The sequence below is a fragment of the Fodinibius salipaludis genome, assembly GCF_002287075.1.
Classification (GTDB): domain Bacteria; phylum Bacteroidota; class Rhodothermia; order Balneolales; family Balneolaceae; genus Fodinibius; species Fodinibius salipaludis.
On sequence record NZ_NSKE01000001.1, the window covers coordinates 59,290 to 72,649 of the forward strand.

Genomic DNA, 13,360 nt, shown 5'->3' on the forward strand with positions numbered 1-13,360 from the left:
TTAATTCAGCTGTTCAACAAGTTTTGCTGCATTGAATAACTTACCCTCTTCAAACGCATCGGCCATCAGTTGCATACCGTATGGCAGGCCATTGGAATGCGTGCCTGCCGGGACGTTAATACCACAAATACCAGCCAAGTTGGCCGAGGTAGTGTAAATATCATTCAAATACATCTGCACCGGATTATCTTGGTTGGAATCCAAATCAAATGCTGTAGTTGGCGCCGTCGGGGATACGATAACATCGACCTCTTCAAAAGCCTCGGTAAAATCCTGCTTAATCAGGCGGCGAACTTTCTGTGCCTTTGCATAATATTCATCATAATAACCGGCACTGAGTACATAGGTGCCCAACATAATTCTACGCTTAACTTCGGGACCGAATCCCTCGGTACGACTTTTCTTGTATAGCCCGATGAGTGACGAATCCATCTCATTAAGCTGGTCAACCAACTCCTGCTTTGTATCACCCTTAGCCTGCTTAATCTGTTCTTCTAAAGCTTCCTTTTCCTCTTTGAGGTCTTTCTCCACATCTTCAATATCAGCTCGGTGACCATAACGTATGCCGTCGTAGCGAGCCAAGTTGCTCGATGCTTCGGCCGTAGCCAAGATATAGTAGGTGGCAATGCTGTATTTCATATGCGGCAGGTGAATGGGAACAAGCTCTGCTCCGGACTCTTCGAGCTCATTGAGCTTATTTTTGATCCCTTTATGGATCTCTTCGTCAAGTCCCTCACCAAAATATTCTTCAGGCACCCCAATTTTGATATTGGAGTCCAGATTTTCAGTAAACTTTGTATAGTTAGGTACTGTGCGGCTTGAAGAGGTATTGTCATTGGGATCAGGACCGGCAATAGTTTCAAGAATGCGCGCGGCATCGTCGACAGAATTTGTAAGCGGCCCGATGCAGTCAAACGAAGAAGCAAAAGCCACTAACCCATGGCGAGAAACCCGTCCATAAGTAGGTTTCAACCCCACGACTCCACAATACGAAGCCGGCTGGCGGATAGAACCTCCCGTATCAGAACCGAGTGAAGCTGTACAAAACTCAGCCGCCACTGCTGCTGCACTTCCACCTGAAGAGCCGCCGGGAACCTTGGAAGTATCGACAGGATTTTTAGTGGGACCATAAACAGAGTTTTCGGTAGAAGACCCCATGGCAAACTCATCCATATTCAAGCGTCCCAACAGAATAGCGTCTTCATTGCGTAATCGTTCGATTACTGTTGCATCATACACACTTTCAAAATTGGAAAGAATGTTTGATGCACATGTTACTTGTTTATCCTTCTCACAAATGAGGTCTTTAATACCGATAATCATACCGGCCAATTTACCGGCTGAGCCATCTTCAATACGTTGCTGTATCTCATCAGCTCGTTCAAGGGCTCCCTCCCTGTCAAAACTGATTACCGCATTAATTTCGTCATTTTTCTGTTCAATATTATTGATATAGGATTGTACAATATCAGAAAGTGAAACATCACCAGACTGAATTGACTGTTGTATCTGGCTAAAATTTGTAAAACTCAATGGATTAGAAATGGATTTGGTTAATCTTGCTGCTTTTTTTGTGTATTTTCTTCAGAGTTGGATGTGGAATCCATACCTTCTTTTTGGCCCTCTTCCAGCTCCTTTTTTATTTCATTCGATGCTTTTTTGAATTCCTTCATACCCTGTCCGAGTCCCCGGGCCAATTCTGGAATCCGCTTGGCACCAAAGAAAAGAAGAATAGCCAAGCCAATAATTAAAACCTCCATTCCACCGAAACTTCCCATAATAATTTTCTATTTTAAAAGTTTACAATTGTTACTCAGAAAGATAACAATAATTTATTAGACCTTTGAGTCATAAAAAGGAAAAAAATAATTGCATTTTCCTTAAAAATTGACTTGAATTTAATGTGTCGAACCTTTTTATAGATAGGTAAGATTCTATTTGAACTTTAAAAAACAAAACTGAAAGATATTTTATGATTTGGACTGTTGAATTAGCAGCCGTTTTAGATGAGGCACCCTTCCCCGCAACGCGAGATGAGCTCATTGAGTGGGCCGAACGTAATGGGAGTCCTCAGCAGGTACTCGATAATTTATATGAACTCGAAGAAATTGAACAAGGTGAAGACGTGGTGTATGAAGGCATAGAAGATATCTGGCCAGATTATATTGGGAAGGAGGATTTCTTCCACAATGAAGATGATGAAGGCTTCGATTACGATGATGTTTAAAAGTTGATCTGTAAAGAACGTATTTTTGCGGTTGCATGATCTCTTTCATGCAACCGTTTTTTTTGAATGATATAAGCCCCAAAATTTTTTGAAAGCTTTTTTTTCACGTGCTCTCATAGGCTCACTACTGTTCAGCGGTTTATTACTGGTCTGTGTAGAGAAAGGTATGTCACAAAATTTGGCCATCGAGAGCGATACAACCGATAACGTTGTTCGTATTGTTCGTTTTGTCGGCAACAATAATGTGAAAGACAATACCCTTGAAACATTAATCCGGACTCAAACAAACAGGGAGTTTTTAGGGATACCACGTTTTACCCCATGGTATTTCATCTGGCAACTCACAAAGAGTTGGGGAGAATCACCGTCGTATCTAAATCGGGCAACGGTAGCTAACGATATTGAGCGCATCAAACAATATTATAAAACGGTAGGTTTTTTAGAGGCCTCTGTGGATACAAATATCGTTGAGTTTAAGGAAGATAGGGTCGAAGTTTCTTTTTTGATTGAAGAAGGACCAGCTTTTACCATTAAAACATTAGGATATACCGGTCTTCCTGAATTCGATGAGCCTGAAAAGGTAAATCAGTTTTTGCATGACAGCCCACTTACCGATGAACAATTGAACGACTCTACATTTACCGTTAACGAACAGTATTCCCAAAATAAGCTTACTGTAGAGCGTAATAGGCTTATCAACTTTCTCAAAAACAATGGTTATGCTGCCGTTCAACGCGATTCGGTAAATTTGCTCGTCAAAAGGGATACGACCAATCCCCATCAACTTGATGCTCTCTTTACGATAAATCCCGGAAAGGAATACCGGTTTGGTGATCTTCATATTAACCTCAGTGGCCCGGGTGATAGCTTGCGTTATAACCAGCACGATACCCTTCGACATTCTCCTTTTACGATCAATAATAAATCTATTTTTCTTAAAAAAGGAGAATCTGCCCAAACAAAATTTAAGCTGTTAACAAACCAGGTATTATTTAAACCGGGTGATGTTTTTAATCATTCGCTTTATATACGAACGGTTAATGAGTTTCAAAACCTGGGGATGCTCGATATACGTCAGTTTGGATTGAGTGAAGACGGTTCTCTCCCCGATTATTCCAAGGATGAAATTCCTGTTATGTTTTCACTTCAAACCCGGCCCAAGCATTCGGTGAATGTAAACCTATTTGGGATGAAACGATATGGATTTGGGTCAGGAGCCGGTGTTACTTATACTAACAACAATCTTTTTGGGAAAGCTGAGAACTTTCAAATTGGTGTCAACGGTAGTTTTGAATATGTACGATCTGAGACTATGCGCGACATTGCCTCTGATGTCGATACAAGCTCGCAAAAATTTGATGGGCGGTTTTTTCAAAGTTTTGAAACCCATGCGGAATATTCCCTGCCTCGATTGATCTTCCCTTTTTCTTCACTTGATGATAATGTATTCTTCTCAAATGGACGTACCAGGTATTCGCTTTCCTTTTCACGCTCCAATCAGCTGCTTTTCGATATTAACTCTGATATTAGGTTTAATCTTCGTTACGAAGTACAACACAACCAGCGCTATTCAAGCTTCTTAGATCTCATCGAACTTGATCTGCTTGATACCGATCCTTCACCGGAATTCAGTGAAGCACTACGCAATCGTTTCGGGGAAAATTCTTTTCAACTTCAACAAATTGAAGAAGATTTCCGACCCCAGGTCTCATCTATTATTAGATATACATTTCGCAGTCAAAGAACTGATTTAATTAAAAGAGATCACGGCTATTTTAGTGAATATTCCATAGCTTCGGGGGGTAATATACCCTACCTGACAGATCGTTTGGTTGTGACTCCAGATTCCCTCGAAGGTAATTTACCTGCTATTTTTCCCGGCAGCCAAAACAGCTTGGCGTACAGCAGGTTCGTAAAAGGAACAGCCGACTACCGAAGGTATATTCCATTATCTAATAATACGGTTTTAGGATACCGTGGATTTTTTGGATTAGCCCTTCCCTATGGTCAAAGTAATACCATCCCATTGAATCAGCGCTTTTATGCCGGTGGTTCTAACGATATAAGAGGATGGGATATTTACAGCCTTGGCCCCGGTAGCATTCCCTTGGATGATGTAACCATCAACGGAGGGCAAATAAAGTTACTATCACAGATGGAAATACGGCAACAAATTGTAGGAAACTTTTTATCTGCTAATTGGATCGCAGCTTGGTTCGCTGATGCCGGCAACGTATGGTATGGTCCGCGGACAAAGTTATTTTCCGGTGCTCGATCAAATGGAGGACAACAGGAACAAATATCTAAAAATGACCGAGAACAGCTATTGGAATTAGGTAAATTCCGTTTTGATAATTTTTATAACCAAATCGCAGTAGGGTCAGGATTAGGACTGCGAATGGACTGGGAATATGTGGTCATCCGATTTGATTTTGCATTTCGAATCCACGATTTACAACAAGGATGGTTAGAAGATAAAACGCCCTATTTTACCTTTGGGATCGGTCATTCTTTTTAGCAATATCAATTGTTACCATCCTTACAGCTTAGTAGATTATGGATCGGGTAAAACAATAAACAAATTCTTAGCGTATGTTTGGTTCCAATAAATTTAACAATATGAAAAACAAGAGTGATCTTATCTTCAAGTCTCGTTTTCTAAAAAACCTGACGATGCTTGAGCGATCTGAGTTTTTCCAATATTGTCACCGGAGGCAATACAAAGAAAACGAATATATTTACTACCAGGGTGATCCTGGTACGGGCATGTACTTTGTTGAGGATGGAAAAGTAGAGCTTATTGTTCAACCGGAACCAGAAGCTGAAGATGAAGAAACGCATAGCTATGTCATTGAGTCGCCGGAAAGTTTTGGAGCCCTCTCGATCGGTTATGAGCTGCGTCGCATTTCAAATGCCAAATGTCTGACCGATTGTACACTGCTTGGATTCTTTAAGCCGGATTTCGAAACACTCAAAAAGCGACATCCCACCATTGCCGTTAAGTTCATGGAAACACTTGCAATGATTGCAATGAAACAGCTTGAGATAACGACTAAGGAACTCAAAAAAGCAAGTTCAACGGAACGTGCTTTTTCCCTGCAATTCAAGACTTATATGGAACCAGAACAAGAATAAAATTATTTTTAGTATTACTTTAGTATTACAAACATGGCTATAAACAAAGGTGACGACGTAGAGCTAACCATTGACTCAGCGGCTTATAAAGGCAAAGGAATAGGTAAAATTGATGGATTAGCAATTTTTGTACCCAATACCGCTCCCGGTGATCGTGTTAAGGCTCGTATTATAAAAAAGAAAAAAAGTTACCGCGAGGCCAAACTCCTTGAGGTTATTGAACCGGGTCCCGATCGTATTGAGCCAAAATGTCAACACGCTGAAAATTGCGGCGGATGCAACTGGCAGCATGTCTCCTACGAAAAACAGCTAAGATTTAAACGCGACCAGGTTGAAGACCATATGCACCGTATTGGTGGACTGACTGATATTGAGGTAAGTCCAACGATTGGTTGTGAGCAAGAGTTTTACTATCGCAACAAGATGGAATATTCCATGGGTCACAAACGCTGGTTAAGCCAAGAAGAAATTAATCGCGATGAGTTTGTAAGCGACCGCTGCTTTGCGGCCGGATTACATGCCCCCGGGCGTTTTGACAAGATTCTGAACCTCAATGAGTGTCATCTACAAGATCCTATATCGTACAAAATTTTAGATTTCGTACGTTCTTGGTGCATTGAATATGATATAGAGCCGTATAATCGTAATGACCATGAAGGATTTATGCGGAATTTAGTTGTTCGCAAAGCTCACTATACCGACGATCTTATGGTTAATGTAGTAACATACAAAGATGATGAAGATGTCGTTGAAGCTCTTACCCATGCACTCCTCGAGGAGTTCCCCGAAATTACTACAATTATCAATAATGTGAATGACACCCGTTCTCCTACAGCTGAGGGACGCTATGAAAAAGTACTCCACGGCCCGGGATATATAACTGACCACATTGGCCCCTATCATTTCACTATTGATGCCAATGCTTTTTTTCAAACAAATACAGCCCAAGCCGAGCGACTTTATGAAGTTGCCAAATCGTTTACCGATCTCAAGGAGGATGACATTTTATATGACCTTTACTGCGGTGTTGGAACACTTAGCCTTTTTCTAAGTAGATACTGCAAACATGTTATTGGCATAGAGTTAGAAGAAGTTACTATAAATAATGCCAAGAAAAATGCAGAAGAGAACGAGGTTTCGAATGTCTCTTTTATTGAAGGTGATATGAAGGATGTGTTCACCGAGGATATTACGGACGAATACGGTGAACCGGATTGTCTGGTCACCGATCCCCCTCGGGCCGGCATGCATCCTGATGTGGTTGAGCGACTCAAGAAGTTAAAAGTCCCCAAATTGGTATACGTAAGCTGTAACAGCTCAACAATGGCCCGGGACTTAAAAGAGCTCAATGAGGTTTATGATATTCAAGAAGTTCAACCGGTCGACATGTTTCCCCAGACTTATCATATAGAAACGGTAGCTAAGCTTCGTTTAAAAAATTAATGATATAGCCAAAAATTAGTTAGCCCACAGATTAATCTGTGGGCTAATGTCTCTAATGCTTTGTTTTAACGACAACAAAAAATCGTTTGAAATAATAGGACTTTTGTTAAGTACTTATCTAATACTTTGCAGGAGTTCCCTCCTCTGGGATAGATTCGCGAATAAACTTCCGGATATCCTCGTTAGAAGTACTTAAATCTTCTTTTCGTAGATACATCATGTGTCCGCTGCGGTATCCTTCAAACGAAATCCGGTCTTGCAGCTTACCACTGGGATCCATATTCCATATCGTATATTTTGCATCAAAATAAGGAGTACCGCCATCATAATAACCTGATTGTACCAATACATTAAGATAGGGGTTTTCGGCCATGGCTGAACGCAGGTTCTCTCCCGTATTATTTCTGTCACGATCCCAAGGATGTACCGGACCAAACATCCAGTATTGCAGGTCGGTATCATATCCTAAGTCAGCACGCAAATATTCATTAATTGCGGGTGTAAAAGCGTGATTCCATGCAGTAAGCGCCGGATCATGATCATAGCGTTCACCTGCATTACTGCGATCTTGCCCCCGGTATCGGGAATCTAAACGCCCCACAGTAAGTTCTTTTTCATCCCGCAATAACTCCTTCCAGAAAAAAGAAGTAGACATGCGCAAGTTGCGATCCAAAATCTTCTCCTCATCAATGCCGGAATAATAGGATACTTTCTCAGCAACTTCTTTTTTAGTGGCATCATCCAACACGCCCCCACGGGTGAGTGCCGGGATATACGTTTCAACGGTATAGTTCTCGACCTCTGGCAATATTTCATCCAGGTCCTGTTGCTGCAGTTCATCCGGTAAGGCATTATGATACCATGCCGTAGCCGTAAAATATGGGAGTGTTAACGCATCCTCTACCGGGCCATCACGATCGATTCCAAGTCCGGTTGGAGATACCAGGATAACCCCATTTAAGAACATCCACTGGGAGGATTGCAGCTCATTAGCCAATCCTGAAACACGTGTAGTCCCATAACTTTCGCCAATTAAAAACTTGGGGGATTTCCATCGGTCATTTCGTGAAATAAAAGTGTCAATCCAGTCGGCCAAATATTCAACATCCGTATTAACACCAAAAAACTTTTCCCGATCCACTTCTTCATCCAAAATACGTGAAAAACCCGTATTTACAGGGTTCACATATAAAATATCGGCTACATCCAGTATAGAATGCGGATTATCCTCTACCCCATAAGGTTGTACAGGAAAACCCTCATCACTTATTTTCACCTTCTTGGGACCGGTATATCCAATATGCATCCAAACTGATGCTGAACCCGGACCACCGTTAAAAGAAATAACAAGAGGCCGACGCTTTTCCTCATCGACATTCGTTCGTTTATAATAGGTATAAAAAAGCGTGGCAATCGGCTTTCCGTCATCGTCCCAAACCGGCTGATTTCCCACCGTAGCTGTGTAACGAACATCTTGCCCATTTATCGTTTGTTTATGCTGGGTGGTAATGGTTGTATCGACAGGCGCTTCCACAGACTGCCCGACTACAGAATTGGCCATCCCCATAAATAAAAAAACAAGTATTAGTATTGAACAATAGGTGTCTATATTGTTGATGCGTTGCATACCCAAATATTTTTAGTAGAGATTAAATATTCATCAGTCCATAAAATAGTTTTCAATAGTTCAGTTACAAACATCTATCGCCCTAAAAACGTGAAAATTTGTTAAAACGCCTGCCGGGCTGTAATGAATTAAAAGAATCTATAGTTACAATTGCACTTAGAATTCTTATAATCAAGCGATATGGATATTAAAATTATAGGTGCCGGTCTCGGTGGACTTGCGACCTCTTGCTTGTTGGCCCAAAAAGGTCATGATGTAACAATCTTAGAAAAGAACAGTACCCCCGGCGGAAAAATAAACGAGATATCAGCTCAGGGCTTTCGCTTTGATACCGGCCCCTCCCTACTTACAATGCCATTTATCCTCGAAAAACTATTTGAGTTTTGTGATGCAAAAGTAAATAACTTTCTGGATATCAAGCCGGTGGATCCCATTTGCCGGTACTTTTATCCCAACGGTATACAGTTTGATTGCTATCAGGATTCAGGACTTAATACCGCCCAAATTCAAGAATTTGCACCGGATGATGTTCAAGCGTATAAACAATTCATCACGTACGCAGAACAGCTTTTCGAACGTACCAAAGATGCTTTTCTCTATAATCCCCTGTATGGCCTATCAGATCTGAGCAACATCAATTTTACAGACTTTTTTAAAATCGATGCTTTTCGAACGGTAGCCGAACGTATTGACAAACAATTTGAATCGGAAGAATTACAGCAATTTTTTAAACGATTTGCAACTTACAACGGTTCTTCCCCTTATCAAGCCCCGGCTACCCTTAATATTATCCCTTACGTTGAGCTTTCCCTTGGCGGATATTACCTCGATGGAGGCATGTACTCGCTTATTAAAGCCCTCACTTCACTTGCAGAAAGTAAAGGTGTAAACATTCAATATGATACAGAGATAACAAAAATCAATACTACAGATAATCGAATTACTGGAACCACTGATATTTCTGGCAACTTCTACACAGCTGATATCGTGGTATCTAATTCGGATGCCTCCGCGACCTATCTCGACCTGGTAGGCAGAAAAGATATTTCCATACTGAAACGAAAAAAAGTTACCAATGTAGAGCCTTCTTGCTCTGGCTTCGTGCTTATGCTGGGTATTGACAAAACCTATAATACGCTATCGCATCATAATATTTTCTTCTCTGAGGATTATGAACATGAGTTTAGACAAATTTTTGAGGATAAAGTAATGCCCGAAGACCCCACTATCTATGTAGCGAATACCTCGCATACAAATCCCGAGCACGCTCCTGAAGGTGGTTCGAACCTCTTTATTTTGGTAAATGCACCTTATCTGAATGATAATGTTGATTGGGCAAACGAAAAAAACTGGTGCAAAGAACAGATCATTCGAAAGTTACAGGAACACGGATTAACCGACCTGCGTAATCATATCCAATATTCGAATATGATTACGCCCAAAGACTTCTATCAAAAATATCGCAGCAACAAGGGCAGTATTTACGGCACCTCGTCAAACAGCAAGCTGGCCGCTTTTATGCGTCCCAAGAATAAAAGTCGGTCGATAAAGGGCTTATACCTGGTGGGGGGAAGTACACATCCCGGCGGTGGGATACCACTGGTAACCCTTTCGGCTTTTCATGCCGTAGAATTGATCAGTCGTTTTGAAGAGTAGAGCTACCCTTCTCCCTTTTGACCCAGATTAATCACTTCCACATCCTGGATCTTCCCCTTATCAATAGCAAAACGAACGCAGGTTCGATACACCTGGAATCCATAACGTCCGGCAGCACCGGGGTTAATAAAAAGCATCTTATCCTTTTCCTGGTCGCGACCTATTTTAAGGATATGTGAGTGTCCGCAAATAAAAACATCCGGGGGATTTTTTTCCATCTCTTCTCGAATCGGAATACAGTACCGTCCCAATGTACCGCCGATATGGGTCATCCAAAAATCAATACCGTCGCGGGAAAATCGCTGATGTAGTGGGTACTCCTGACGAATATTCTGCCCATCGATATTGCCGTAAACACCAATTAGCGGAGCAATATCACTCAGAGTATCAGCGATTTCAATAGTACCAAAATCACCCGCATGCCAAATTTCATCCCGATCCTCAAAATACTCCAACACCTGTGGATCGAGATACGAATGGGTGTCCGAAATTAATCCAACTTTGATCATAGTCGATTCTTTATCATCTTCAGCTCCGTGATAACGTTTTTTCTTGCCTTTTTATGATTGCAGGAAAACATTAAGAAAAACAATTTCTTGGTCATTAAAAATCAAATATGCCCTATTTTAGCATTATAATTGTCTCATGGAATGCACTACATCATCTTAAAACCTATTTCCCGAGTGTAACTGCTACCGACTATCCCCATTACGAAATTATTCTGGCCGATAACGCCTCTACCGATGGATCAAAGCAATGGATAAGAGAGAATTATCCCGACGTAAAAATTGCCGAATTCGACCGAAATTATGGATACTGCGGTGGGAATAACAGGGCTGTATCTCATGCCGAGGGAGACATCCTCATTTTCCTGAATAACGATGTGCGGGTAGAGCCGGATTGGCTTGATGGACTCGCTACATCTTTCCAAGAAGATGATAGTATTGCCGCAGTACAGCCCAAAATGCTTTGGGACAAGGACCCCGAATATTTCGAGTACGCCGGGGCGGCGGGCGGATTTTCAGATCGGTTCGGATATCCATTTTGCCGGGGACGTATTTTCGATACGCTGGAAAAAGATCAGGGGCAATACAATTATGAATCTGATATCTTCTGGGCCAGCGGTGCTGCTTTGGCTATACGCAAGGAGCTATTTGAGGAGTTTGGTCCTTTCGATGAAGACTTTGTGTTTCACATGGAGGAAATCGATCTCTGCTGGCGCCTTTGGAATATGGGATATCGCGTTCGTTACTGTCCTGAAAGTACCGTTTATCACCTCGGCGGCGGATCACTACCCATGGACTCACCTCGAAAGCTCTACTACAATTATCGCAATAATCTCAGGATGATCTGGAAAAACAGCAGCATCCATTCCATTGCCTGGCAATTTCTTGGGCGGTACCTCCTCGATATTGCGGCAGCTTTTAAAACACTTAAAGATGGAGACACCCAATCTTTCAAAGCTATTTTCAGGGCTCACCTCGACTTTTGGAAAGGATTTCACAACACCTACCAAAAGCGTTATTATTTGCAACAGCAACGCAAGGTTCAAGACAATCCGCCCGTAATGCTTAACAAATCAATCGTTTGGGAATATTTTATAAGGGGTAAAAAGAAATTCAGCGAAATTTTTAGCCGGTAATGAAGTCCAAACAGATCAAAGAACAAACGATTACTTTTTTGAAAAAGTGGTGGGCTTCCCTCTTAATGCTCCCACTCATATTCTACTCTCTGCATCAGGTTTACTGGGCCATTAATTACAACATTTTCTTTGCAGTAAACTATAACTACCCTTTTCCCCTCGATATTGTTTACCTGTTTGTCGATACTTTTCTGCTAATCGTCCACGAGGCAGGACACACATTCTTTGGGCTGCTTGGCTTTCGCTTTCTCACCATTCTGGGAGGCTCTCTTTTTCAAATTCTGTTGCCACTGGTAATTCTCGGCTACTGCTGGATCAATAGAAAATACATTGGGCTGCAATTTTCTTATCTGCTGGTTGGTTTTAGCTGGTTAGATGTAGCCACTTACGTTGCCGATGGAAGTGCTCGGCAACTGCCCCTTATCGGCGGACTGGGAAAAGAATCGCACGACTGGTACAATTTGTTAGTCCGGATGAATGTATTGGAATACGATTTTACTATCGGAATATCCTTTGTTGTGATTGGTATTTTGTGCTACCTGATGGCACTTGCCATACCCCTGATTTATCAAAGACATGAGCAGGTAGATCTCGACCTGTCATTGAATTAAATGCCTCAAATATTCCGTATCCATAAAACGCTAATGCTCCTTTTTCTGTTTTATATTTGAGTTCTATTTGCAAACTATATTTTAAAATTATGATTAATTGGCATCATTTACTGGCAACTTTCATTGCTATTTTAGTTTTATCTATTGCAATCATCGGTTGTAACTCTGACCAGGAACAAACCGAGGCCGAACATGCCAAAGAAGTAAATAAGTGGCATCAAGTCCGAATAGACAACCTGTTAGGTCCCGAGGACTGGCTAAAGCTGGCGGGGCTTTATGAACTGGAAAATGGTACTCACAGTTTTGGTTCCGATTCCACCAACGATTTTGTATTTCCTCCAAAAGCTACTCCTTCAATCGGAACCATTATCAAAAAAGATACGACAATTACCGTGCAGGTAGATGATGATGTCGTAGTTACCCATGAACAGGATACTATCTCAGAAATCACCATGATACCCGGCAATGCCAGATCCGGCACCGTACTAAAACACGGTTCATTCGTTTGGTATCTCCTTGACCGCAGAGGGGATTACTACATCCGCCTGGTTGATGAGCAACACCCGAATCTTGCAGCCTTTGACGGTATTGATCGCTTCTCAATTGACAAGAAGTGGAAAGTCGAAGCCGAGTTTAAACCATTCAAAAAACCAAAGCCAATAACAGTGCCCGATATCTTAAACGAAGGCATGCAGGATACCCTTTACGGTATGCTGCAATTTTCTATTAACGGTGAAAAGTACAGTCTGGCCCCACTTAACCATCCCGATAAAGACGATAAGTTTTTCATCATTTTTGGGGATAAAACCAACGGGGAGTCGACGTACGGAGGTGGGCGCTATATCTATATACCAACGCCCAATGAGGATAACATTACCTATATCGACTTCAACAAATCATACAATCCACCCTGCGTGTTTACCGAATATGCAACATGCCCATTACCTCCAGCCCAAAACAAACTGGACATAGCCATTCCGGCCGGAGAAAAAATGTTTAAAGACGCCCAAACATATTAA

Annotated in this window: 12 protein-coding genes; 8 read left to right on the top strand and 4 right to left on the bottom strand. The window is 41.6% G+C overall.

Annotation, left to right across the window (positions count from 1 at the left end):
* Nucleotides 1–1,533, bottom strand: a complete 1,533-nt coding sequence (locus tag CK503_RS00320; RefSeq protein WP_095604791.1) for an amidase family protein — start codon at nt 1,531–1,533, stop codon at nt 1–3.
* A 20-nt stretch (nt 1,534–1,553) separates the two neighbouring features.
* A complete protein-coding gene (locus tag CK503_RS00325) occupies nt 1,554–1,778 on the bottom strand; it encodes a Sec-independent protein translocase subunit TatA/TatB (protein WP_095604792.1) in 225 nt (74 codons plus the stop codon).
* Between the two features lie 194 nt (nt 1,779–1,972).
* Here CK503_RS00325 and CK503_RS00330 point away from each other — a divergent pair, with 194 nt between their 5' ends.
* The 4 genes from CK503_RS00330 (at nt 1,973) to rlmD (ending at nt 6,805) form a co-directional block, all read left to right on the top strand.
* Complete coding sequence (locus CK503_RS00330; protein WP_095604793.1) at nt 1,973–2,227, top strand: DUF2795 domain-containing protein; 255 nt, start codon at nt 1,973–1,975, stop codon at nt 2,225–2,227.
* Nucleotides 2,228–2,393: 166 nt separating this feature from the next.
* A complete protein-coding gene (locus CK503_RS00335; RefSeq protein ID WP_095604794.1) occupies nt 2,394–4,745 on the top strand; it encodes a BamA/TamA family outer membrane protein in 2,352 nt (783 codons plus the stop codon).
* A gap of 101 nt (nt 4,746–4,846) precedes the next feature.
* Complete coding sequence (locus tag CK503_RS00340; protein WP_255233294.1) at nt 4,847–5,362, top strand: cyclic nucleotide-binding domain-containing protein; 516 nt, start codon at nt 4,847–4,849, stop codon at nt 5,360–5,362.
* A gap of 33 nt (nt 5,363–5,395) precedes the next feature.
* A complete protein-coding gene (gene rlmD, locus CK503_RS00345) occupies nt 5,396–6,805 on the top strand; it encodes a 23S rRNA (uracil(1939)-C(5))-methyltransferase RlmD (protein WP_095604796.1) in 1,410 nt (469 codons plus the stop codon).
* A 118-nt stretch (nt 6,806–6,923) separates the two neighbouring features.
* Here the strand turns inward: rlmD and CK503_RS00350 are convergent, their stop codons facing one another.
* Nucleotides 6,924–8,432, bottom strand: coding sequence for a S10 family peptidase (locus tag CK503_RS00350; protein WP_095604797.1), 1,509 nt, complete (start codon nt 8,430–8,432; stop codon nt 6,924–6,926).
* A 180-nt stretch (nt 8,433–8,612) separates the two neighbouring features.
* Between CK503_RS00350 and CK503_RS00355 the strand changes: the two genes are divergently transcribed.
* Nucleotides 8,613–10,088, top strand: a complete 1,476-nt coding sequence (locus tag CK503_RS00355) for a phytoene desaturase family protein (RefSeq protein ID WP_095604798.1) — start codon at nt 8,613–8,615, stop codon at nt 10,086–10,088.
* A 2-nt stretch (nt 10,089–10,090) separates the two neighbouring features.
* Here the strand turns inward: CK503_RS00355 and CK503_RS00360 are convergent, their stop codons facing one another.
* Complete coding sequence (locus CK503_RS00360; RefSeq protein WP_095604799.1) at nt 10,091–10,597, bottom strand: metallophosphoesterase family protein; 507 nt, start codon at nt 10,595–10,597, stop codon at nt 10,091–10,093.
* A gap of 107 nt (nt 10,598–10,704) precedes the next feature.
* Between CK503_RS00360 and CK503_RS00365 the strand changes: the two genes are divergently transcribed.
* The 3 genes from CK503_RS00365 to CK503_RS00375 all read left to right on the top strand — a co-directional run bounded on the left by CK503_RS00365 (nt 10,705) and on the right by CK503_RS00375 (nt 13,360).
* On the top strand, nt 10,705–11,730 hold the full coding sequence (locus CK503_RS00365) for a glycosyltransferase family 2 protein (RefSeq protein ID WP_095604800.1): 1,026 nt from the start codon (nt 10,705–10,707) through the stop codon (nt 11,728–11,730).
* The gene (locus CK503_RS00370; protein ID WP_095604801.1) at nt 11,730–12,341 is read left to right on the top strand and encodes a hypothetical protein; all 612 of its coding nucleotides are present in this window, start codon (nt 11,730–11,732) and stop codon (nt 12,339–12,341) included. Before CK503_RS00365 ends, CK503_RS00370 begins: the two co-directional genes overlap by 1 nt.
* Before the next feature lie 89 nt (nt 12,342–12,430).
* Nucleotides 12,431–13,360, top strand: a complete 930-nt coding sequence (locus CK503_RS00375; RefSeq protein ID WP_095604802.1) for a DUF1684 domain-containing protein — start codon at nt 12,431–12,433, stop codon at nt 13,358–13,360.